The sequence below is a fragment of the Avibacterium sp. 21-594 genome (genome assembly GCF_026226815.1).
GTDB classification, from domain to species: domain Bacteria; phylum Pseudomonadota; class Gammaproteobacteria; order Enterobacterales; family Pasteurellaceae; genus Avibacterium; species Avibacterium avium.
Genome location: NZ_JAKKOC010000001.1, coordinates 1361134 through 1383636, shown reverse-complemented (window position 1 = coordinate 1383636; position 22503 = coordinate 1361134). Strand labels below are relative to the sequence as shown.

Genomic DNA, 22503 nt, shown 5'->3' with positions numbered 1-22503 from the left:
CTATATCGTGCTAGGCGGTGTAAATTGGAATGCGTAAAGAGAGAAAAGAAAAGCCGCACAAGGCGGCTTAATGGCGTGAATTATTGTTTTTCTTTGAGTTCTTGCAAGCGGCGGCGGGCAAAGAAGCCAGTGCCTAGAGTCTGATATAGAATTTTAGGCTTATCTATTCCTAAAGGGGATTTTTCGGGATTCTTAATAAATGGTCTTACCTTCTTACTTAAATCTTCTAAAAATACTTGTTCTACAGTCATATGTAGCTGTTTCAGTTTGTTTATTTCTCTATCTTCTAAGCATTCTACATAAATACCGCATAGAAAATTTAGGTTTTTTATAATATCTTCATCTTGAATAAGTTCTTGCGTAAGCTCATAGACATACTTATTTAATTTAAAATATTTTGATCTGGCTTCTGAAGCTGCTTTGCTGTATTCTTCAAGTTTGAAAATTTCAATTTTATTTTCTGTTTCTTTATTCAATTTTTCTAATAAAGTAATTTTTCTTGTATTTGAATTAAGTTGATCGGAGAGTTTATCAAATTCAGCAAAGTCTAGATCAGCGTTTTCTACGTCTAATGAGCCATCTAATTTCTGTTCAAGTTCAAGATTTTCAGCTTGCAATGCTTGAATAATTGCATTATTACGATTAATAATTTCTTGTTTCTTTGCGATTTCATCATTCGCTTTTTTTAATGCTTCTAGCGCCTCTTCGTATTCCGCTTTTTTCTGAATAAAAGTTTCGTTTTGAGTTATGGTATCTAACATAGTTTTTTCTCCGTAGTATTATTTTTCTGGGGATGGTTGGCTTTTATCACTTGAGAAAATAGAAGATATTTTCTCTAATCCTTTTTTGGCTGCTCCTTTAAAATCGCCTTGATTTAAACGGCCTGAAAAGCTCGGATCTTTTTCTGTGCCATCAATTTTTTCTTCAGCTTTATTTGGTTTAGCCTGTGTAGGCTGTGCTTTAGGGTGGTTTTCTTTTTGTACTATTTTCTTTGGTTTTGGTTTGCGTTTTTCTTTTTTCTCGCTAACACTATTAGCTTCTTTTAAAATAAAACTTACATTCCAAGCCATAAAGTCATCTTGTTCTACAATATCAACTTCACCGCTGAATTTTACTTCTCTAATGTTCATTGCTTGCGCAGTTCTTGATGAAACTCTATATTTAATTTGTCCACCTGTTCCATCAGTGCCTTCAGCTAAATTAATTAGATCAGTTAGCCATTTTTCCTCTCTATATGGAATCATTCCTTTAACGTGGAGTTCTTTCGACTTTATCCCTTTATCTGCTTTTTTTGTGCTAGATTTACGACCGCTCATATCCGCTTCTTCTCGTCTAAAAGTACCAGTGATACTTAAATTATGCATAAGAATGGGTTTGCCATTTAATGCAATTAGAATAGCAGGAGATTTTCTTTTTGTTTCAGTTTTTTCAGTTGTTTCAGGCATTTTATTTTTCCTTTTTTGTTGGTATAATATTTACGTTTAATTTATAACTTTAGATTAAACAAGGGTTCTTGAAATATTCTTATACTTCAAGAAAATAACTATATTAAACTATATCTCGTTTTTTGTTTTCGTGAGCATCTAGCCCTAGATAATAAAATTTATCTAGGGCTATTTATTTCGCTCTTCTTCTTAACTTTTCTTCAATCCAGCTATCCACTTCACTTTCTAACCACACAACACGATTACTTGCAATCGTAATACTTTTAGGGAATTTCCCCCCGCGCATATAGTTATAAATGGTAGATTTGCTAAGGCTTGTTCTTGTAATAACTTCATCTAGTGAAATAAAGCGTTCTTTTTTCTCTTTCATTTATACTCCTATAATTTGAACGGCTATAAATGCTATAGCACTTAATTACATAGATAAATATTAGGGGATTTAATATAGGGATTAAATGAATTTGCCTTGTGATATTAATTATCACAATAACAAGATGAACAAATTAATTAAAATGGCTAGAAAGTTTCCATTGTGCGGGTAAAATCCTACGTCACGTCATACGGCACGAAAAAAGCAATCCCACTCCCGCGTTTTTTGTGTCAAAAATTGTGATTTTTTCAGTTAATTTTCAGTATCAAAAATATGTAATACATTGAAAATAAAAGAAATAAACCCTTTTCGTCCTATTTTCTTAACTGAAAAAATTACAGTTAATTTCACTGAATTTCAGTTAAAAAAATCACTAAATAGAATGTTAAACGATTAATCTATTGAAATTAAAGAAAATTTCTCGTTTTACGTGAGAGATATACCAAAAAATTTTTACAGTTAAGAGATTGAACAATGCCAAGAGCCTTTAAAATTTATTGCACAGTTTGCAAAAGCCGCGCAACAATTACAAGAACAGAAAGACCACTTCAAGGCTTTAGCCGTCTTTATTGTTCTTGCAATAATCCAGAATGCTTGCATCGTTTTGTAATGAATTTAGAATTTAGTCATACCACAAGAACAAGCCTACTGGATAAAGACGTTTTTATTAACACACTTATAAGCCAATTTTCGCCAGAAGATAAGGCTAAAATGCTTGCTGCATTACAAAAAGAAACTAGCCCCAATAAATAGGGGCTAAAAATTAGGCTTTGATGGCTTCTATTTTACATTTCTCCACATAATCCCCCCAAGTTTGCATAATCTCAATTCTTGATTTCCACTTTTTCGATTTATCATAAGCTGCCCGAACCTTGCCTTTATTTTCGTGTGAAAGACATAGTTCAATAGCTTCAGAAGAAAATACATCAAGATCGTGAAGATAGGTACTAGCAATAGAGCGCAAACCGTGGGCGACTAAAAGCCCTTTAAATCCCATTCGCTTTAGCGCCACATTTGCCGCCTGTGTACTCATATGATTAGTGTAAGGTGCGGTATAGGTTGAGAATACATATTTCCTATTTCCATTATATCGCCGCATTTGCTCTAAAATATATAAGGCTTGAGTAGATAAAGGAACGCTATGCGGCCGTTTTCCTCCTTTCATTTTTTCAGCAGGAATATGTAGCACTTTATTTTTGAAATCAATTTCTGACCATTCAACCCGTACCGCTTCCGCAGAACGCAACATTGTTAATAGCTGCCATTCTATTAAAAGTGCGGTGGGGCGCTGAATATTCGCATTTTGCAATACTTTAAATAAATAAGGTAATTCGCTTGGGGGAATTGTTGGCTGATGCACCGCCTGAATGTAATTAAATTCATTATGAATTCCCCTTAATGGATTTTTAATAATTAATTCTTCATCTTCCGCAAGTTGAAATATCTGATTTAAAGAAACATTAATTTTATAAAGTGTATTAGAATGCTTAAGCGGACTAAGTGCAGAAAAAATAGATTTTAAGCTCACTTCTTTAATGTTCATCTCTCCAACAACGGGGAATATATAAACTTCAAGCCGCCGAAAAGCCTCTTTAATGGTTTGCTCTTTTACCTTTCCTTGTTGCAATCGCCGATCTCGCCATTTAATCGCCAACTCCCTTAAAGTCATCATATCATTCTCCAAGCGCTCAAATTGTGCATTTTTATAACCTAGCGGATCAATATTCTGCACAAGTAGCGTGCGATATTCCTGCGCAATTTCTCTAGCTTTTGCCAAAGATAAATCAGGGAATGCCCCTAAACTAACTTTCTTATGCTTCTTAAAGTATTTATAGGCGAAATACCAAATCTTAGCGCCATTAGGCTTTACTCTAATGTAAAGCCCTTGCCCATCAGATTTAATGTATTCTTTCGCCATAGGCTTTAGATTTTGAAGGGTAGTATTGGTTAAAGGTTTAACAATTTTGCTCATATCTCATAACCTTATGAAAAATAAAGGATAATTAACCTTTTAGATCCCTCGTAAAAATCCCTCTAAGGTGAGGGATCCAAACAGGGATCTAAAAAGCACGGATGCAAGCAAACAAAGAAAAACACAAACGAACAAACACGAACGGCAACCCGTTGTTTTTGTTACATTTCCTATAAATTTTGAACATTGGCGAACGTAAAAAAACAATAGAATGGCGAACGTGGGCGGAGTCGAACCGCCGACCTGTCCCTTAGGAGGGGACTGCTCTATCCTGCTAAGCTACACGTTCTTTGGCGATTCAGTTTCGCATAAATAGGTGATGATGAAAAGCAAATACTGAGAAATAAAGTGCGGTGTTAATTTTGTTAATTTTTAATCAGAAAAGAGAGGGTAATTAGATATGAAAAAGCCGCTAATTTTCATTAGCGGCTGTTAAGAATTTGGCTCCTCCTGCTGGACTTGAACCAGCGACATATGGATTAACAGTCCACCGTTCTACCGACTGAACTAAGGAGGAATAGTGGTGCCTCGAGGCGGAATCGAACCACCGACACGGGGATTTTCAATCCCCTGCTCTACCGACTGAGCTATCGAGGCAACGCATCAGTGGTGCGTATTAAACGATTTTTAGCGTCTTAAGTCAATCATTAATTTTAACTTTTTTACGTTTTTTTGTTTGTTTGAATATTTAACAAGCGAAACGCATAGAAATACAGCAAAAATCGCATAAAAAATCAAAACCACTTTTAATTTTTATCGTCTAACACGATAACTTTTTTGTGCCTTATCCACCTTAATTAAATAATTTCTTGCTTGTGAAGATGGGTGTGCCGTAGTCAAAATTCGGTACACTTGCTCAGGATATAAGCGGTTGATTTGTTCAATCGCCATATCTTTATCTTCGTGGAACACGCGCAACACCGCACCTGCCCCGCTGTTATACGCAGAAATCATCGCAAAACGTTTAGACGTTGGATTGGTGATGCCATCTAAATATTTATTTTGTAATAGCCATAAATACGATGCGCCCGCATCAATATTTTTTTCGGGATCAAACAAATAGCTTTTTGACGGCTGACCAGCGCGCCCTTTCATTTGGAATACATCACGTCCAGCAGTACGCGGCACCACTTGCATTAAGCCGATAGCATTAGCATAGCTAATCGCATAAGGGTTGAAACTAGATTCCGTTTGCATAATGCCTAAAATCAAGCTTTCATCAAGGTTATAGCGTCTAGCTGCACGGCGCACCATTGGTAGGTATTTTTGCGCACGCACGGCAACGTGGTTAGCAATCATTGGGATCACCACAAACTGCACCATTCTGCCATTACTTAAACGGCGTGTTTGCAATTTATTTTGTAGAAGATAATCAGCAAAATTACCTGCAATAAACTCGTTGGTAATTTGTTGGCCCAAATTATCCACTACCTGCCCAACAAGGAATGGGCGAGAACTTATCGGCACATCACCTGAAGCAAATAAATCGATACCGTTGGCATCGGATCCCATTAATAGCGTATGCACAATAGAATTATGCAGACGATTAAGATCTTGCTGAGTTTCTACGGTGATCGTACCTTCATCAAAGCTAACGTGGCTGCGAGTGTAAAAACTGTCGGTGTATTTCACATAGTCTTTACGGCTTGCCACTAATAATTCATTTACGCCCCAAATTTGATCGATATTATGGGAAAATTGCCCCGTTAAAATATCTAACCCGCGCGTATCTTTGCTAAACGCCTCATCATTATAGACACGCTTATGGCTTGAGCCACCACAGGCAAATAAAAAGGGAATGATTAATGCAATAACATATTTTTTCATCATTATTTTTCTTCTGGTGGAACGTAGCCTTCAATGTGAACATCTTTACCTTCAAATAAGAAATTCACCATTTCTTGCTCTAATAATTGGCGATGTTCGGCATTCATCATATTTAATTTTTTCTCATTAACGAGCATTGTTTGTTTTTTCATCCACTCGCCCCAAGCCTGTTTGCTGATATTATCAAAAATACGTTTGCCTAATTCGCCTGGGTAAAGTTGAAAATCTAGCCCGTCCGCCTCTTGTTTTAAATAGGCACAAAATACCGTTCTTGCCATTATTCTTTTCCTTTTGCTAACTGTAATAAAAGATTTTTGACTGGCGTTGCCAGTCCAATTTGATCAGGATTTTGCGGATCATACCAATATTTGACCGCACTTTGTATAGAAGATTCATAGTTGCCGTGATTTTCACTCACCTTTTTCCAATCAGAGCGATTCGCGTCCTCGCCGTGATATTCCTGTTTCACATAAATCGGGTGAATCATTAAGTGAAAATGGCTAAAGGTATGGCGAAAAGCTGGCCATTCCTGATAAAAATCCACGTTTTGACGCACCAAATAAGCCAATAAATCCTGCTTGCTGTCAAATTGTGGAAAACAATACAAACCACCCCACAAGCCCGCATTTTCACGCTGTTCTAATGCCACTTTGCCTTGTTGCTGCCAAATTAAGAAATAACTTTGTCGCTCAGGCAAAGTTTTCTTTGGCTTCTTCGCAGGGTAATCTTGCCAATTTTGTTGCAAATTTGCACCGCACTTTTCAGATAACGGACAAAGCGTGCATTTCGGTTTTGTGCGTGTACATACCATCGCACCAATATCCATCATCGCTTGATTAAAATCTGCCACACGCTGTCTTGGCGTTACTTCAGCACTTAACTGCCAAAGTTGATTTTCCACTTTTTTCTCGCCCGCCCAGCCTTCAACCGTAAAGTAACGAGATAACACGCGTTTCACATTGCCATCTAAAATAGGATAAGGGGCATTTAAGCAAGAAGATAAGATTGCCCCCGCCGTGCTTCGACCAATGCCTTTTAACGCCTGTACTTGCTCAAATTCAGTGGGGAAATTGCCCTGATACTGATCGCGAATAATTTGTGCCGATTGGTGCAAATTTCTTGCCCGCGCGTAATAGCCCAAGCCCGTCCACAAATGCAGCACTTCATCAAGGGGCGCATCGGCAAGATCAATGATCGTTGGAAACCGTTGCATAAAGCGTTCAAAATAAGGAATCACCGTGGCAACTTGAGTTTGTTGCAACATTACCTCGGACAGCCAAACGCCATAAAGGGTTTTATTTTGCTGCCAAGGCAAATGCTTGCGCCCAAATTGATCGTACCAAGTGAGAACTGATCGGGCAAAAAAATCATCAGGAGAAGATTGTGCTTGTAACATAAATCCAAGAGATAAATAAAAGGAACAAGTGTATCACAGAGCGAAATTGAACAAAATGCACAAAAAAATTACCGCACTTTTGCCTTTTCCCTTGCGTGATGGGGAGTGAACCCATAGAATAGCCGTTCAATATCATTTCGTGCATTTTATCAACAATAAAATGTATTTTGGCAGTAAGATTTTCAATGACAGAACGACAAACCAGCTTTGCGGATCAAAAACGCAAAACCGTTGAAACCGCGGAATTTACCGCAGACGGACGCTACAAACGTAAAGTGCGTAGTTTCGTGTTGCGTACAGGGCGATTAAGCGATTTTCAACGTAATATGATGAATGAATATTGGCCAATTTATGGCTTATCACATCAAACAGAACCTTTTGATTTTAAAAAGATTTATGGCAACGACAAGCCTGTTATTTTAGAAATTGGTTTTGGAATGGGAAAATCCCTAGTGGAAATGGCGGAGCAAAATCCAGATAAAAATTATCTAGGAATTGAAGTGCATACCCCCGGTGTGGGCGCGTGTATTGCTTATGCCGTGGAAAAAAAGGTAAAAAATCTACGCATTATTTGCCACGATGCCACAGAAATTTTACGCGATTGCATTGCCGATGGCAGCCTTGCTGGCTTGCAGCTTTTTTTCCCTGATCCTTGGCATAAAGCGAAGCATCATAAACGCCGCATTGTACAGCCGCATTTTGTGCAAACTGTCTGCCAAAAGCTCGCCAACCAAGGCTTTATTCATATGGCAACAGACTGGGAAAACTATGCGGAACAAATGTTAGACGTATTGCAAAACAATCCACAGTTACGCAATACTTCCGCCACAAAGGACTATATTCCACGTCCTGAAAGCCGCCCACTGACTAAGTTTGAACAGCGCGGTCATCGCTTGGGACACGGCGTATGGGATTTATATTTTATTAAAACTGAATAATATCAGCCTAGAAACACGAGGAGAAAACGATGGCTATTCAACGTAACAGAAGACAACGCAAAAAAATGCACCTTGCAGAATTCCAAGAATTAGGCTTTTTAGTAAACTGGCAATTCGCAGAAAATACTCCGATTGATAAAATTGATGAAGTTGTAGATCGTTTTATCAACGAAGTTATTCGCCCAAATGGCTTAGCTTATGAAGGTAGCGGTTATTTACATTGGGAAGGTTTAGTCTGCTTAGAAGAAATCGGAAAATGTGATGAAAGCCACCGCGAGCTAGTAAAAAACTGGTTAGAAAGCAATGGATTACAACAAATTGAAATCAGCCAACTGTTTGATATTTGGTGGGAATATCCAGCGAAATAATTCTTCCATAACGCCATATTAAATGATTAAAATCCTGCGACAGCAGGATTTTTTATACGCCTTATTTTAAGGCTAACACCAACTAAGTGCGGTCATTTTTTCCAACTTTTTCATTCAAAAATCCAAGCAAAACAAAAGGGCATCTTTCGATGCCCTTTCTTAGCTTTTAGCTTTTCTAGTGTTACCTAGCAATCATCATTATTTGATGATTTTCGCTACAACACCCGCACCTACTGTACGTCCACCTTCACGAATCGCAAAGCGTAAACCTTGGTCCATCGCGATTGGGTGAATTAAGCTTACTGTCATTTTGATGTTATCGCCTGGCATTACCATTTCCACGCCTTCTGGTAACTCGATTGTACCTGTTACGTCAGTTGTACGGAAATAGAATTGTGGACGGTAACCTTTGAAGAATGGAGTATGACGACCACCTTCTTCTTTCGATAATACGTAAACTTCTGATTCGAAGTCTGTGTGTGGTGTGATTGAACCTGGTTTCGCTAATACTTGACCACGTTCGATTTCTTCACGTTTTGTACCACGTAATAATGCACCGATGTTTTCACCCGCACGACCTTCGTCAAGTAATTTACGGAACATTTCTACACCTGTTACGGTAGTTTTCGCAGTTTCTTTGATACCTACGATTTCTACTTCATCACCAGTGCGGATAATACCACGCTCTACACGGCCTGTTACTACTGTACCACGACCTGAGATTGAGAATACGTCTTCGATTGGTAATAAGAATGGTTGGTCAATCGCACGCTCTGGCTCTGGAATGTAAGTGTCTAAGTGGTTTGCTAACTCAAGGATTTTTTCTTCCCATTGCGCATCGCCTTCTAACGCTTTTAACGCTGAACCACGTACGATTGGTGTATCATCACCTGGGAAATCATATTGAGAAAGAAGCTCACGCACTTCCATTTCTACTAATTCTAATAACTCTTCGTCATCTACCATATCGCATTTGTTTAAGAATACGATGATGTATGGTACACCTACTTGGCGACCTAATAAGATGTGCTCACGAGTTTGTGGCATTGGGCCGTCTGTCGCTGCTACTACTAAGATTGCACCGTCCATTTGCGCCGCACCAGTAATCATGTTTTTAACATAGTCCGCGTGTCCCGGGCAGTCAACGTGTGCGTAGTGACGTGTTGGAGTATCGTATTCAACGTGTGAGGTGTTGATGGTGATACCACGCGCTTTTTCTTCTGGCGCGTTATCGATTTGGTCAAATGCGCGTGCCGCACCACCGTAGTGTTTCGCTAATACGCTGGTGATTGCTGCTGTTAAAGTTGTTTTACCATGGTCAACGTGGCCGATTGTACCCACGTTTACGTGCGGTTTTGTACGTTCAAATTTTTCTTTAGACATTAAGAGTCCCTCTAGATAAACACGGTTATCGATGGTTCAAAATACCACATTAACCAATTGAATTAAGTTTAAACTATTAATAAGAGAAAGGTGAAGTTAAGGCTGGTGCTGATAGGCGGATTTGAACCGCCGACCTCACCCTTACCAAGGGTGCGCTCTACCAACTGAGCTATATCAGCGCTTTGGAGCGGGCAGCGGGAATCGAACCCGCATCATCAGCTTGGAAGGCTGAGGTAATAGCCATTATACGATGCCCGCAGTCCTAAATTCATCTGTCCCATCAGAATTCATCTAAAAAATGGTGGAGGGAGAAGGATTCGAACCTTCGAAGGCTGAGCCGGCAGATTTACAGTCTGCTCCCTTTGGCCGCTCGGGAATCCCTCCGCACTAAATGAATGAACTTGACTACGATTGGTTATGGTGCCGACTACCGGAATCGAACTGGTGACCTACTGATTACAAGTCAGTTGCTCTACCTACTGAGCTAAGTCGGCGTCGTAAGCAAGTGAGGCGTATTATAGGGAAATTTTTATCACTGACAAGCGTTTTTTTGAAAAAAAATAGATTTTTTTTATTGTTCGGCTATTTCTCAGTCAAAATGCACAAAATTTATAAAAAAAGTGCCAATTTATTCTAAATTTCGCTAATCATAAGCAAATTTATAGGGTATATTTCTATTCAACATTCTATAAATATGAAGACAACATTGTGGCATTTTCTGATTCGACTTTATTAAATGAGCAATTAACGCCCTTTCTTTCTTTTGATCGCCAGCAATGGGCAGAATTACGCAAATCCGTTCCATTAAAACTCACCGAGCAAGATCTCAAGCCTTTGCTAGGGATTAACGAAGATCTGTCATTAGATGAAGTTAGCACTATTTATCTGCCGTTGGCGCGTTTAATTAACTACTATATTGAAGAAAATCTGCGCCGTCAGACCGTTTTAACCCGTTTTCTTGGTGGTAATAAGCAAAAAACCCCTTATATTATCAGCATTGCAGGCAGTGTTGCGGTGGGGAAAAGCACTTCCGCGCGGATTTTGCAATCACTCTTATCAAACTGGCCACAAGTGCGTAAAGTGGATCTCATCACCACCGATGGTTTTTTATATCCTTTAGAAAAACTCAAAAAAGATAACCTGTTGCAAAAGAAAGGTTTTCCTGTTTCTTATGATACGCAACGCCTGATCCATTTCTTGGCTGATATAAAATCAGGCAAACGCAATGTGAGTGCGCCGATTTATTCTCATTTAACTTACGATATTGTGCCTGATCAGTTTGATTATGTTGATCAGCCCGACATTCTTATTTTAGAAGGATTGAACGTGCTACAACGCGGAAATAGCAATACAAATCAAGTCTTTGTTTCTGATTTTGTCGATTTTTCTATTTATGTTGATGCGGAAGAAAGCCTATTAAAAGAATGGTACATTCGCCGTTTTCTTAAATTTCGCCAAAGTGCCTTTAATAATCCTGATTCTTACTTTAAACACTATGCCAGCCTTTCCGAGCAAGAAGCCGTTGCCACAGCGAGCAAAATTTGGGAAGACATCAACGGCAAAAACCTGCGAGAAAATATTCTGCCGACCCGTGAACGCGCCAATTTGATTTTAACTAAGGGCGCAAATCACGCGGTGGAAAAGGTTAAATTAAAGCGCTAAAACACAAAATTCCTAAAAAAATCACCGCTCTTTTAATCCATCTATTCTAACTAGATGGATTTTTTGTGATATTGCTCAAAAAACTGCCTTTTTATTGTAAATTTCATTCTCTTTTCCTGATCTAACAACGCATAATACTCATAAAGAGTAATCATTCCTTACTCTTATGCATTATATTCAACAAGGAGGCAAGAATGAAAAATATGCTTTTAATGAGCGGTTCTAAATACCAAAATACGGGTTATCTCGTGCATTGTATGCCGTGGCTGAAAAGCTTTCTTTCTACATACAAAGGAAAAACTATTGGATTTGTGCCTTATGCAGGTGTGAGCCGTAGTTATGATGAGTATGAAGCGCTGGTGCAACAAGCTTTGGCAGAGCTAGAAATGGACGTGGTGTCTGTCCATCGTGGCAAGCGCCATTTAGATATTATTGAGCAAGCTGACGTGATCGCCATTGGCGGTGGTAACACCTTCTGCCTAATCAATGGGTTGTATGAACACCATTTATTAGACGCCATTCGTCAAAAAGTGCAACAAGGTACGCCTTATTTTGGCTGGAGCGCAGGGGCAAATGTGGCAGGCAAAACCATTATGACCACCAATGATATGCCAATTCTTTATCCGCCTTCCTTTGACGCGTTGAATCTTTTCCCACATCAAATTAATCCACACTTTATTTCCGGCAAAATTGCAGGGCATAACGGTGAAAGCCGTGAAGAGCGCTTGGCGGAATTTTTGATTGTCAATCCTGAATCGCACGTTTACGCCTTGCCTGAAGGTACGGCATTACAGATTCAAGGCAGTCAAGCCAAAGTGCTGGATATTAGCGAAGCACAGCAAAGTGCGGTGCTAAAATTCAGCAAAAATGGACAATGCGAACGCTATGCAAGCGGTGTTACCTTTGATTACTAAGGAGAAGAAAAATGCTTGAACTTAAATCTTTTGTAGCGATTTTGGGCGTTATCGCTGCGGTTTATTTACTGGTAAAAAAATATGAAACGCGCACCGTATTAATTGGCTTGGGGTTGATGATGTCCTTGCTCACCCTAAACCCAATGGGCGCGTTGGACGCTTTTGCAAAATCAATGACCAGCGGTGGCTTGATTATGGCGATCTGTTCTAGTATGGGTTTTGCTTATGTAATGAAATACACAAAATGCGACACCCATCTGGTGCATTTAATGACGAAACCGCTTTCAGGACTCAGATTTTTCTTAATCCCTTTTGCCACGGTGATCACCTTCTTTATTAATATCGCGATCCCTTCTGCGGCAGGTTGTGCCGCTGCGGTTGGCGCAACCTTAATCCCCGTGCTAAAAAGTGCTGGCGTACGCCCAGCCACTGCGGGGGCTGCGATTTTGGCAGGAACGTTCGGCTCAATGATGAGTCCGGGCTCTTCTCATTCTGCAATGATCGCAGAAATGTCCAATTTAACCATCACGCAAGTGAACTTATCTCACGCGCCTTACACAATGATCGCAGGAGCGATTGCGGCGGTTTCACTAACCTTGGTTGCATTAATGTTGAAAGATTACGGCGAAGAACACCGCCAAGCCTATTTAGCTGAAGCGAAAGAAGCGGAACAATCTTTCCAAAAATCGAACCTCCTTTTTGCCATTGCGCCTTTATTACCGTTGGTGATTTTGGTGATCGGCGGTACGTCTTTACAGGAGATCCCCGCGTTGGCATGGACAAAAATGGGCGTGCCACAAGCAATGTTAATTGGTGCAATTTACGCCATTATCGTCACCCGAGTTTCCCCAGCGAAAATTACCGAAGAATTCTTTAACGGAATGGGCAGCGCTTATGCAAACGTGTTGGGTATCATTATTTCCGCCAGCGTTTTTGTGGCAGGATTAAAATCCACCGGCGCCATTGACAGTGCGATTGAATTCCTTAAACATTCCAACGAATTCGTCCGCTGGGGCGCAACCATCGGGCCATTCTTAATGGGCTTGCTCACCGGTTCTGGCGATGCGGCAGCCATTGCTTTCAACACGGCGGTAACCCCACACGCGGTAGAATTAGGTTATACCCACTTAAATCTTGGTATGGCAGCGGCTATCGCAGGGGCTATCGGACGCACTGCCTCCCCTATTGCTGGCGTAACCATTGTATGCGCAGGCCTAGCAATGGTTAGCCCAGTGGAAATTGTCAAACGTACCGGCTTAGGAATGGTGCTTGCGGTGTTATTCTTAGCATTATTTATGCTCTAACTAAGCAGATATAACAAATAAAAGTGCGGTGAAAAAATTCAACAAATTTTCACCGCACTTCTGTATTTTACTGATAATAAAGGTTTTCCCTAGTTTTCCTTTGCTCAGTGAGTAATGACATTAAAAGAATAAGATCCCGCCCCAGGTTAGCGCAACGATGATCAACGTTACAAACACGGCGGCTGAGCCTTGATCTTTCGCGCGTCCGGAAAGCTCGTGATGTTCCGTGCCAATGCGATCCACCACGGCTTCAACCGCGCTGTTAAGCAACTCTACTGCTAACACTAATAACACTGAACCAATCATCAAGATCAATTCGATTTTGTCGTCAGCCAATAAAAACGCCAAAGGGATTAAAATGCAAGCACAAAACACTTCGTGGCGAAAAGCGGTTTCGTTTTTGAAAGCACTTTTTAAGCCTTGCATTGAATAGCCTGTGGATTTAATTAAATGGGTCAAGCCCGTTGTTTTTTCCAATTTTCTTTCCTTATTAATTGATTGAATGGGATAACTCAATTTTTCGCTTTAATCGCAACAAAATTACACGAAAAACCACCGCACTTGGTTTTCCTATAACCGTTTTTCTTATAAACGTTTTGCTTCGATCACATCATCTAATTTTGCTAAACGGGCGAGGATTTTACTCAGCATTTGCACGTTGTTTAGCTCAATTTCCATATCCATCGTGGCGATTTGTTTTTTCGTGTCCGTACGGCTTGATACGCCTAGCACGCTGATCTTTTCATTAGCCAACACAGTGGTAATATCACGCAACAAGCCGTGGCGATCACTGGCGATAATGCGAATACTAATGCGGAAACCGCTGGCATAGCTCTCTCCCCAAACGGATTCCACCACACGTTCTGGGTGGCTGGCTTGCAATTCTAAAAACTGTTCACAATCACTACGATGGATAGAAATGCCACGCCCCATTGTGATGTAGCCCACAATGTCATCACCGGGAATTGGCTGGCAACAGCGCGCGATGTGGTGCATTAAGTTGCCCACGCCTTCTACGATCACATAGCCTTTTGACTCATTTTTTTGCGCAGAATTCACCGCACTTTTCTGTGCAACGTGGCGTAAAATCTGTTCATCGGTTTCTTGTGGCGTGGTTTTAATCAGTTTGCTTTGCAAAAAGTTAATCAGCTGATTAAGGCGAATATCGCCGCCGCCAATGCCCGCATACAAATCTTCTAAATTTTTCAGATTGTAACGCGGCAAGGCATACTGCTCCACTTGCTTGAGTGCAATGCCTAAACGTGCAATTTCATTTTCCAACAGCTCTTTACCTGCTGGAATATTTTTATCACGATCTAATTTCTTAAACCACGCCGCAATTTTGGCACGCGATTTACTGGTGTTAGTGAAGCCTAAATTCGGATTCAACCAATCTCGGCTTGGGTTTGGCGTTTTTTGCGTGATGATTTCAATTTGATCGCCCATTTGCAGCTGATAAGTAAAGGGCACAATGCGTCCGCCCACTTTCGCGCCAATGCAACGATGCCCGATTTCACTATGAATGGCATAAGCAAAATCCAACGGCGTTGAGCCCGTTGGCAGGTCGATCACTTCGCCTTTTGGGGTAAACACATAAACCCGATCATCAAACACTTGGCTGCGTAACTCGGCAATCACTTCGCCAGAATCGGTAATATCATCTTGCCAAGCTAATAATTTACGCAACCACGCAATTTTATCTTCATAGGCTGAACGCCCTGTTACGCCCTCTTTATATTTCCAGTGCGCCGCCACGCCAAGCTCGGCATCATCGTGCATTTGTTGGGTACGAATTTGTACTTCTACGGGTTTGCCGCCTTTGCCTAACACCACGGTATGAATGGATTGATAGCCGTTCGGTTTCGGGTTTGCCACATAATCATCAAATTCTTTCGGTAAATGTTTAAAGTGGGTATGCACAATGCCAAGAGCAGAATAACAATCTTGCAGCTTTTGGACGATCACGCGCACCGCGCGAACATCATATAAATCACTAAATTCTAAGTGTTTTTTCTGCATTTTTCGCCAAATGCTATAAATATGTTTCGGGCGGCCATACACTTCCACTTGATCAATATTTTCTTGTAAATAGCGGGTGAGATCTGCCACAAAATCCGCAATATATTGCTCACGATCTAAACGGCGTTCTTTCAGCAACTTGGCAATCATTCGATACTGTTCAGGGTGCAAATAGCGGAAGCAATAATCTTCCAGCTCCCATTTCAGCTGCCCAATGCCTAAACGATTGGCAAGAGGCGCATAAATATTGGCACATTCTTTTGCTGCCAGCACTTTCTCTTCTTCCGAACAGCAATTTTCTGCATCACGCAAAAAGGCAATACGTTCAGCCAGTTTGATAATCACGCAACGAAAATCGTCCACCATCGCCAACAGCATACGGCGCACATTGTCCACTTGCAGGGAATTGGCAGAATGACTCGCGTTTAACTGGCGAATGTTATCCATTTCCAGCACGCCTTTCACCAGCTTGCTAATCGCCGTGCCAAAATCTTCGCTAATTTGCTCCAGCGCAACGATATTATGGCTCACCACAGGATAAATCATTGCCGTGATAAGGCTTTCACTATCCATATTTAGGCTGTGCAAAATTTCCACCATTTCCACCCCTGAAAATAGCGAACAATGCATCTGCGGATTTTCCACCGTGTTTTGGTGCTGCTGGATTTTATCTTGCGAATAATGCCAAGCCAGCACCAACTTCTCTGCCAGCTCAGAAGAAAGCCCCAAGCTTTCGCTCCATTGCTCAATCACAAAATCTTTCGGGTTAAGTAGGTGTGAACCTCGAACAGCAACCATAACGTCTTCCTATTTATTATTTCCGTTCAAAGAGAGTAATGCTCTCCAAATGCCCCGTATTTGGGAACATATCGATCATTGCCACTTGGGTTAATTGATAGCCTGCTTGCAACAGCATTTGTGCATCGCGTACTAATGTCGCAGGATTGCAAGACACATACAACACTTTTTCTGCCTGTAACTGACACAAAAACGGCATTGCAAATGCCGCGCCTGTGCGTGGGGGATCGAGCAAAATTTTGCTAAATGCTTGGCTTGCCCATTGTTGTTCAGCAAAAGATTGTGCCAGATCGCCTTGATAAAATTGGACATTTTTACAGCCATTTCGTTCCGCATTTTGTGTCGCTTTCTGCACCATTTCCGCCACGCCTTCTACGCCCACCACTTGCTTGGCTTGACGGCTTATAGGCAAAGTGAAATTACCCATTCCACAGAATAAATCCAGCACCTGATCTTGGGCATTTAAGTCGAGCCAATCTAGTACGGTGTCAATCATTACTTGATTGAGTTGCGGATTAATCTGAATAAAATCCCGCACATCAAAATGCAGCCGTTGCCCATTATTCAATTCATAATAAGGGCTTTCGCCATAAAGTTGCTGGATTTGCACATCATCTTGCACGAACAGCATTAAGCGCTCTTGGCGAGCAAATTCAAGTAACAAAGTGCGGTCGTTTTCTGCCAAATTTTTTTGATGACGTAGCAATAATGCCACACCGTTATCCGCTCGCACTAGTTCAATATGGCCTAAATTTTTCGGGTTAGACCAGTTTTGCAAAAGTGCGGTGATTTTTGGTAATAAATTATTGAGTGGCGTTTCGATCACAAGGCAAGACTGCACTGGCTCAATATTTTGCGAATTTTTTTGCCGAAAGCCAATGCGCAGCCCCTGCTTTTTATCCCAATAAATGCTTAAGCGTAAACGGCGACGATAATGCCATTGGCTGCCCACAATTCGAGGCATTAACGCAATGGGGTCAGCTTGCAATTTCGTTAAACGCTGAAATAAGGCGCGCTCTTTAGCTTCTCGCTGCATTGCCAAGGGAATATGCTGAGTTTGGCAGCCACCACATTTTGCATAATGAGCACAAGCAGGCTGCACACGCTGTGGGCTAGTTTGCAACCATTTTTTCGCAACCCCTTTGCCATATTGACGCTTTTCTTCCAACACCTCGACCTGCACGTTTTCATCAGGCAACGCATTTTCGATAAACCACGTTTTACCTTGAATTTTCGCTACGCCTAGCCCTTGATAATCTAAATCTTGCACTTGCGCAGTAAAAGTGCGGTGATTTTTTTCCACTTTTTTCGGGGAGTAAAGTAATGCCATAGGTTATTTCTGATACAAAATATGTTGGGTGAATAATTCTCGACTTTTCAACGGCTTACTGCCTAAATAAGGCTTCAAGGCAATTCGAATAAAGCGTTTCGCTGCTTGTAACACCGCCTGATCGTGAAACTCTCGCCGCTCAAACGCCAGCAGTTCTCTGCCATAAAAAGTGAGATTATCCTTAATTAAAGAAGCAATAAAGCCTTTTTCTTCGCGATAACGATAGGTCATATTTTCATCGACAGGCTCGCCTGAACCGGCACAATGGCAAAAATCAATGCCATAGCCCATTGCTGTAAGTAATTGAAATTCAAAGGTTCGCAGGCTTGGTTCTAGTGCATCAGGCAAACTTGCCAAGCCCATCATACATTTTAGATAGTCTTGGAAAATCTCAGGATAAGGGGTCTCAACAGCCAGCAAACGCATCAGCAATTCATTCACATAAAAACCGCTATAAAGCGCCGTAGGCTGCATTGGCAAAGTGAGCGATGCCGCTTCGGCTTTAGTCAGGGTTTTTAGCTCGCCCTTTCCAGTCCAACGCAGAAGCAACGGCGTAAACGGCTGCAAAATGCTTTTCCACGCTGAACGCTTTGTTCTCGCCCCTTTCGCAATCACCGTCAAACGCCCCGTTTCTTCCGTAAACAAATCCACCAATAAACTCGTTTCACTATACGCCCTGCGATGCAAAACAAAGCCCCGCTGCCAATTTTCGATAACCGTATCCTTAGCTAATCATTCGTTGAAGTGCGGATATTTTAACAGATTTTTTGCAGAGTTAGGGGGAAAAGTGCGGTGGGATTTTTGGTGTTTTTTGCAAAATTAAAATGTTATTTATAAAAATAACAAAAAAATCTTGACGAATAATTATACAGGAATATAATGCTACTTAACTTTGTAATTTCAATAAGGAACAAAATGAAACTGCAACATCTTGTGCAATTTGAAATGGGGACATTACTTTCTCGGCTCACAGAGCAACCGAGTAGTCCTTGTTATTCATTATATGATCAAGCGGATTTACAAGCGGATTTTGAGATCCGAACAGAATCCACAGAGGGCAAGCAAATTTGTACCCCAGATTGCCCTACCTTGCTACAAAAGGGGGATATCATTTTTAGCCTGATCTCAGGCACGGCAGTGCAAGTCTGTCAGACTCGTGCAGGCTATGTGTTTTCTCACAATTATGCTCGACTATATCCGTCCAAAGAACTGGATAACGCTTTTTTGGTTTATTTGCTGAATAATGATGTTGGAATAAAACGGCAATTAATCACCAGTTTACAGGGTTCGAGTGTGATGAAATATAGCCTTAATCAATTACGCAACTTACAACTTTCGCCACTTCCACCATTGGAAGTACAACAGGCCATCGGGCAAGTTGATCGTTTGCAACGTCGTATCACAATGTTAAAAAAACGTGTGGCCGAAAATGAGGCAATGCTGACCTCGTACTTACTCAATAATTTTCAAAAACAATGCAAATCCAACATCAAGGATTAAGGAATGATTATGCCTAACTATAAATACGAATCGGAATTTGAAAAATCCCTTATTGAATATCTTTCCACTGGCAACATCACCACAGCTGATCATTTGCAAGGATTAAGCCACTATTTAGATTTCCCTAGAAAAACGAGAATTTGGCAATATCTTCCTGAAATCAAAACAACAGAACAGCTTTGGGATAATTTTAAACGCATTTTAGAACGGTTAAATGCCCAGTCATTAAGATCCCCCTTAAGTGAAAATGAATTTAATCAAGTAAAAACCAAACTGGCTGAGCAAACTCGTACCCCCTTTGAGGCTGGGAAATTTTTATATGGAACTAATGGTGTTTCACAAATTGAAATTGATTTAGATGATGGTAAGCACGTTTTTTTAACTGTCTTTGATCAAAAACAAGTTGGCGCAGGCAACACGGTTTATCAAATTGTCAATCAAATCGAACGCCCTGCGGTTATCCCCGGTAAACCAAACCGCCGTTTTGATGTAACTTTATTGATCAATGGCTTACCTATTATTCAGCTAGAACTCAAAGCCGATGCACATTCTGCCAATGAATCACTCAACCAAATGGAGCAATATATTAAAGAACAGCAATACCAAGGTATTTTTTCCACCGTACAAATCTTGGTAGGAATGACACCGCACAATGCAAGATATATGGCAAATACGACAGCTGATTATTTTAATAAGGATTTTTCCTTTGCTTGGCAAAAACGTAGTGATAACAGTATTGTTCGACACTGGAAAGAGTTTGCCGATTCAATGCTTTCTATCCCAATGGCGCACCAAATGGCAACGAACTATATGATTTTAGATGGTACGCCAAACAAAACAATGCTCAAAGTAATGCGTCCTTACCAAGTTTATGCAACGCAAGCAGTGATTGAGGGGATTAAACACGCCGATTTTGAAATGGGTGATAAAAAAATTGGCTATATTTGGCATACCACAGGCTCAGGAAAAACCATCACCAGTTTCAAAACTGCGTGGTTGGCAAGCCGTTTACCTAAGGTAAACAAAGTCGTCTTTGTGGTCGATCGTATAGCTTTAACCAAGCAAACGCTTGAAAATTATCGTGCTTATGACCCAGATAACAATGACGATGTAGGCGCTATTCTGGATACAAATAATACTCGAGATTTACGCCGAAAACTCAAAAGCAATGAAAATAGCATTATTATTACGAGTGTGCAAAAACTTGGAAAACTAGTGAAAAGTCGCGATTTTAGCGCACCAAATAAAAATATCGTTTTCATTGTTGATGAAGCGCACCGCTCTACTGCGGGAGATCAATTCCAGCTTATCAAAGAGAAATTCAAGCACGGCGTTTGGGTCGGATATACTGGTACTCCAATGTTTGACGGAAAAACCACGCAAAATATTTTTGGCAACTTATTGCACGCCTACACCATTAAAGAAGCCATTGCTGATCGCAACGTACTAGGCTTCAAAGTGGATTTCAAAAGCACTGTAGATATTCGTGAATTACTCAAACAGAAATACCCTGATTGGTCGGAAGAAAAAATTGATGCTGAGCTTGAAGCAATGCGTAAAGAGGAATTTGATGAGGCTAAATTCTTAGATAATGAGAGCAAAACTACGATCAGCAAAGGCGAAAAAGTGGAACGTACACTCACGCGTAATTTTTACGATGAAAGTGATGAACATATCCGCCTTGTTGTCGCTGATATTTTCAAAAACTGGCGAAATCGTTCCAATGATTTTAAATACAACGCAATGTTCACCGTCCACGTCAGTGGTAATGGTGCTAGCACGCCACTTGCCTCAAAATACTATCAAGAATTTCAACGAGTGAACAAAGAGCGGTCAAAAAAAGGTGAATTTACCTTAAAAGTTGCGCTAACTTATAGCTTAAACACAGACAACAGTGATGAAATGGCACAAACAAATCAAGTGTTACACGACGCAATTAATGACTATAACGCAATCTTTGGTACAAATTGGGGATTAAACACTGTCCAAGAATATTTTTCAGATCTCAGCTCTCGCCTAAATAAAACCGTTTACGATAGAAATTATCTTGATCTTGTTATCGTTATCGATCAACTACTCACCGGCTTTGATGCGCCGGGACTTAACACCCTCTATGTCGATCGTATCTTAAAAGGTGCTGGGCTGGTGCAAGCCTATTCACGCACCAACCGTATCGCCGATTTGCAAGAAAAACCTTGGGGACAAGTGGTGAATTACCGTTGGCCTGTACAAAATGAACGTCTAATGAACGAAGCACTCGCCACATACGCCAACAAAGATTCGGCAAATAAAATTGAAGAACCCTCGCCTGTCTATGGCGATGATGACCCAACTCCACCTTGGCTTGTAAAGCCTTTTCATCAACAATTAGATGAAGTCAAAAATGTCGTCAATGCCCTCGCTGAATGTACTCAAAACCCAAGTGGCGAACCATTTATGCAACTTCCTCCAAGTGAAAAAGCAAAAGAAGAAATGTTAGTTCATTTACGTGATTTTAATGCGGGCATTACCAAATTAAAGCAATATCCAGCTGAGGAAATTGATGGGCATATTGCCGGCTTTGATTACGATAATCCAGATGCACTCATTGAAGCGCTTGGAATGACGCCAAGCCAATTTGAAATGCTCACTACCGTACTTGCCGGTGAACTAAAACGCCATTTAGCTCGGGAAAAAGATATTCCAATATCTCAAGTTGAGCTGAGAATGACTCATATTAAGGACATTAAAGTTGATTATGATTATCTCACCGAACTCGTGAATCAACTTATTACCCAAGTACAAGCCGGTGAAACCGAAGCTGCAGAAAAAACAGAAGAAAAAATCCAACAATTTGCCAATGGTATGGATGATACAGCTTATGCAGAACAAATCCGCCGTGCAATTCAAGCCATTATGGCAGGCGAATATCCAACAGATTCAAGCCAAAAATGGAAAAATATCAGCGTTGCCGAACTGTCAAAGACTATCAGCACGGCAAGCAATATCAGCATTGATCGTAAATTGCTAGATTTTCGCAATAAATGGGGCATTACCGACATCATTAACAATGTGCAAATCCGCAATTTTATCGCTAATCATCGCTATGGCGAAAAAGATTTAGACGATGATAAAAAACTCACCACCATCATCACAGAAGGCAGCAAAAATTACACCGCACTTGCTACGGATGAACATATACAAAAATTAACCAACATCAAATACCGCACAGAATTACGCAAAGCGTTTTATCAGTTGGCTGATAGGTTGGTGCAGGATTAAGTGAAAAATAAGTAAA

Annotated in this window: 20 protein-coding genes and 7 tRNA genes; 8 read left to right on the top strand and 19 right to left on the bottom strand. The window is 40.7% G+C overall.

From position 1 onward, the window contains the following. Positions 1–80: 80 nt before the first annotated feature. The 3 genes from L5B76_RS06490 to L5B76_RS06480 form a co-directional block, all read right to left on the bottom strand. Positions 81–761, bottom strand: a complete 681-nt coding sequence (locus L5B76_RS06490) for a hypothetical protein (protein ID WP_265754722.1) — start codon at positions 759–761, stop codon at positions 81–83. An 18-nt stretch (positions 762–779) separates the two neighbouring features. After that, on the bottom strand, positions 780–1445 hold the full coding sequence (locus tag L5B76_RS06485; protein ID WP_265754721.1) for a baseplate complex protein: 666 nt from the start codon (positions 1443–1445) through the stop codon (positions 780–782). Between the two features lie 172 nt (positions 1446–1617). Further along, positions 1618–1815 carry a helix-turn-helix transcriptional regulator gene (locus tag L5B76_RS06480; protein ID WP_115248689.1) on the bottom strand — a complete coding sequence of 66 codons (198 nt, stop codon included), beginning with the start codon at positions 1813–1815 and terminating at the stop codon, positions 1618–1620. A gap of 474 nt (positions 1816–2289) precedes the next feature. Between L5B76_RS06480 and L5B76_RS06475 the strand changes: the two genes are divergently transcribed. Further along, positions 2290–2568, top strand: coding sequence for an ogr/Delta-like zinc finger family protein (locus L5B76_RS06475; protein WP_265754720.1), 279 nt, complete (start codon positions 2290–2292; stop codon positions 2566–2568). A gap of 10 nt (positions 2569–2578) precedes the next feature. On the opposite strand, the gene L5B76_RS06470 is transcribed toward L5B76_RS06475, so the two are convergent. The 7 genes from L5B76_RS06470 to mutY form a co-directional block, all read right to left on the bottom strand. Beyond that, positions 2579–3787, bottom strand: a complete 1209-nt coding sequence (locus L5B76_RS06470) for a tyrosine-type recombinase/integrase (protein ID WP_103854383.1) — start codon at positions 3785–3787, stop codon at positions 2579–2581. Between the two features lie 212 nt (positions 3788–3999). Further along, a tRNA-Arg gene (locus L5B76_RS06465) sits at positions 4000–4076 on the bottom strand. 152 nt (positions 4077–4228) lie between these two features. After that, a tRNA-Asn gene (locus tag L5B76_RS06460) sits at positions 4229–4304 on the bottom strand. Between the two features lie 4 nt (positions 4305–4308). Continuing rightward, a tRNA-Phe gene (locus tag L5B76_RS06455) sits at positions 4309–4384 on the bottom strand. Between the two features lie 156 nt (positions 4385–4540). Next, entirely contained in the window at positions 4541–5614 is a 1074-nt protein-coding gene (gene mltC / locus L5B76_RS06450; RefSeq protein WP_115250132.1) for a membrane-bound lytic murein transglycosylase MltC, read from the bottom strand. Positions 5615–5616: 2 nt separating this feature from the next. Beyond that, a complete protein-coding gene (locus L5B76_RS06445) occupies positions 5617–5892 on the bottom strand; it encodes an oxidative damage protection protein (RefSeq protein WP_115248691.1) in 276 nt (91 codons plus the stop codon). Then, on the bottom strand, positions 5892–7010 hold the full coding sequence (gene mutY / locus L5B76_RS06440; protein WP_265754719.1) for an A/G-specific adenine glycosylase: 1119 nt from the start codon (positions 7008–7010) through the stop codon (positions 5892–5894). Before mutY ends, L5B76_RS06445 begins: the two co-directional genes overlap by 1 nt. A 185-nt stretch (positions 7011–7195) precedes the next feature. On the opposite strand from mutY, the gene trmB reads away from it, so the two are divergent. Next, entirely contained in the window at positions 7196–7948 is a 753-nt protein-coding gene (gene trmB / locus L5B76_RS06435; RefSeq protein ID WP_265754718.1) for a tRNA (guanosine(46)-N7)-methyltransferase TrmB, read from the top strand. A 29-nt stretch (positions 7949–7977) separates the two neighbouring features. After that, entirely contained in the window at positions 7978–8316 is a 339-nt protein-coding gene (locus tag L5B76_RS06430) for a YggL family protein (RefSeq protein ID WP_103855688.1), read from the top strand. Positions 8317–8514: 198 nt separating this feature from the next. Here the strand turns inward: L5B76_RS06430 and tuf are convergent, their stop codons facing one another. From tuf to L5B76_RS06405, 5 genes are all read right to left on the bottom strand, one after another. Next, complete coding sequence (tuf, locus tag L5B76_RS06425; RefSeq protein ID WP_265754610.1) at positions 8515–9699, bottom strand: elongation factor Tu; 1185 nt, start codon at positions 9697–9699, stop codon at positions 8515–8517. Positions 9700–9802: 103 nt separating this feature from the next. Then, positions 9803–9878: transfer RNA gene (locus L5B76_RS06420), tRNA-Thr, on the bottom strand. A gap of 4 nt (positions 9879–9882) precedes the next feature. Then, positions 9883–9957: transfer RNA gene (locus L5B76_RS06415), tRNA-Gly, on the bottom strand. 41 nt (positions 9958–9998) lie between these two features. Continuing rightward, positions 9999–10083, bottom strand: a tRNA-Tyr gene (locus L5B76_RS06410). Between the two features lie 34 nt (positions 10084–10117). Then, positions 10118–10193: transfer RNA gene (locus L5B76_RS06405), tRNA-Thr, on the bottom strand. A 214-nt stretch (positions 10194–10407) separates the two neighbouring features. Between L5B76_RS06405 and coaA the strand changes: the two genes are divergently transcribed. The 3 genes from coaA (at position 10408) to dcuC (ending at position 13579) form a co-directional block, all read left to right on the top strand. Further along, positions 10408–11361: a type I pantothenate kinase gene (gene coaA, locus L5B76_RS06400; RefSeq protein ID WP_265754717.1), complete on the top strand. Its 954-nt coding sequence runs from the start codon at positions 10408–10410 to the stop codon at positions 11359–11361. Between the two features lie 194 nt (positions 11362–11555). Further along, positions 11556–12275 (top strand): dipeptidase PepE, encoded by a 720-nt coding sequence (gene pepE / locus L5B76_RS06395; protein WP_265754716.1) that lies wholly within the window; start codon positions 11556–11558, stop codon positions 12273–12275. Between the two features lie 11 nt (positions 12276–12286). Then, positions 12287–13579 (top strand): C4-dicarboxylate transporter DcuC, encoded by a 1293-nt coding sequence (dcuC, locus tag L5B76_RS06390; RefSeq protein ID WP_126370546.1) that lies wholly within the window; start codon positions 12287–12289, stop codon positions 13577–13579. A 120-nt stretch (positions 13580–13699) separates the two neighbouring features. Here dcuC and L5B76_RS06385 read toward each other — a convergent pair whose 3' ends face one another. The 4 genes from L5B76_RS06385 to recO all read right to left on the bottom strand — a co-directional run bounded on the left by L5B76_RS06385 (position 13700) and on the right by recO (position 18440). Then, on the bottom strand, positions 13700–14056 hold the full coding sequence (locus tag L5B76_RS06385; RefSeq protein ID WP_265754715.1) for a diacylglycerol kinase: 357 nt from the start codon (positions 14054–14056) through the stop codon (positions 13700–13702). A gap of 108 nt (positions 14057–14164) precedes the next feature. After that, positions 14165–16396 (bottom strand): GTP diphosphokinase, encoded by a 2232-nt coding sequence (gene relA, locus L5B76_RS06380; protein ID WP_194752029.1) that lies wholly within the window; start codon positions 16394–16396, stop codon positions 14165–14167. Positions 16397–16412: 16 nt separating this feature from the next. Then, positions 16413–17726, bottom strand: a complete 1314-nt coding sequence (rlmD, locus tag L5B76_RS06375; protein ID WP_265754713.1) for a 23S rRNA (uracil(1939)-C(5))-methyltransferase RlmD — start codon at positions 17724–17726, stop codon at positions 16413–16415. 3 nt (positions 17727–17729) lie between these two features. Further along, positions 17730–18440, bottom strand: coding sequence for a DNA repair protein RecO (gene recO / locus L5B76_RS06370; RefSeq protein WP_265755532.1), 711 nt, complete (start codon positions 18438–18440; stop codon positions 17730–17732). A 201-nt stretch (positions 18441–18641) separates the two neighbouring features. On the opposite strand from recO, the gene L5B76_RS06365 reads away from it, so the two are divergent. Together L5B76_RS06365 and L5B76_RS06360 are read left to right on the top strand one after the other, a co-directional pair. Next, entirely contained in the window at positions 18642–19226 is a 585-nt protein-coding gene (locus L5B76_RS06365) for a restriction endonuclease subunit S (protein ID WP_265754712.1), read from the top strand. 9 nt (positions 19227–19235) lie between these two features. Then, on the top strand, positions 19236–22487 hold the full coding sequence (locus L5B76_RS06360) for a type I restriction endonuclease subunit R (protein ID WP_265754710.1): 3252 nt from the start codon (positions 19236–19238) through the stop codon (positions 22485–22487). Positions 22488–22503: the final 16 nt, after the last annotated feature.

Excerpts from the sequence above, each read along its gene's own strand:
- rlmD (WP_265754713.1), bottom strand. The coding sequence starts at position 17,726 with ATGGCATTACTTTACTCCCCGAAAAAAGTGGAAAAAAATCACCGCACT.
- trmB (WP_265754718.1), top strand. The coding sequence starts at position 7,196 with ATGACAGAACGACAAACCAGCTTTGCGGATCAAAAACGCAAAACCGTT.
- pepE (WP_265754716.1), top strand. The coding sequence starts at position 11,556 with ATGAAAAATATGCTTTTAATGAGCGGTTCTAAATACCAAAATACGGGT.
- L5B76_RS06360 (WP_265754710.1), top strand. The coding sequence starts at position 19,236 with ATGCCTAACTATAAATACGAATCGGAATTTGAAAAATCCCTTATTGAA.
- relA (WP_194752029.1), bottom strand. The coding sequence starts at position 16,396 with ATGGTTGCTGTTCGAGGTTCACACCTACTTAACCCGAAAGATTTTGTG.
- L5B76_RS06445 (WP_115248691.1), bottom strand. The coding sequence starts at position 5,892 with ATGGCAAGAACGGTATTTTGTGCCTATTTAAAACAAGAGGCGGACGGG.
- L5B76_RS06430 (WP_103855688.1), top strand. The coding sequence starts at position 7,978 with ATGGCTATTCAACGTAACAGAAGACAACGCAAAAAAATGCACCTTGCA.
- tuf (WP_265754610.1), bottom strand. The coding sequence starts at position 9,699 with ATGTCTAAAGAAAAATTTGAACGTACAAAACCGCACGTAAACGTGGGT.
- L5B76_RS06475 (WP_265754720.1), top strand. The coding sequence starts at position 2,290 with ATGCCAAGAGCCTTTAAAATTTATTGCACAGTTTGCAAAAGCCGCGCA.
- L5B76_RS06485 (WP_265754721.1), bottom strand. The coding sequence starts at position 1,445 with ATGCCTGAAACAACTGAAAAAACTGAAACAAAAAGAAAATCTCCTGCT.
- mutY (WP_265754719.1), bottom strand. The coding sequence starts at position 7,010 with ATGTTACAAGCACAATCTTCTCCTGATGATTTTTTTGCCCGATCAGTT.
- dcuC (WP_126370546.1), top strand. The coding sequence starts at position 12,287 with ATGCTTGAACTTAAATCTTTTGTAGCGATTTTGGGCGTTATCGCTGCG.
- mltC (WP_115250132.1), bottom strand. The coding sequence starts at position 5,614 with ATGAAAAAATATGTTATTGCATTAATCATTCCCTTTTTATTTGCCTGT.
- L5B76_RS06470 (WP_103854383.1), bottom strand. The coding sequence starts at position 3,787 with ATGAGCAAAATTGTTAAACCTTTAACCAATACTACCCTTCAAAATCTA.
- L5B76_RS06490 (WP_265754722.1), bottom strand. The coding sequence starts at position 761 with ATGTTAGATACCATAACTCAAAACGAAACTTTTATTCAGAAAAAAGCG.
- L5B76_RS06365 (WP_265754712.1), top strand. The coding sequence starts at position 18,642 with ATGAAACTGCAACATCTTGTGCAATTTGAAATGGGGACATTACTTTCT.
- L5B76_RS06480 (WP_115248689.1), bottom strand. The coding sequence starts at position 1,815 with ATGAAAGAGAAAAAAGAACGCTTTATTTCACTAGATGAAGTTATTACA.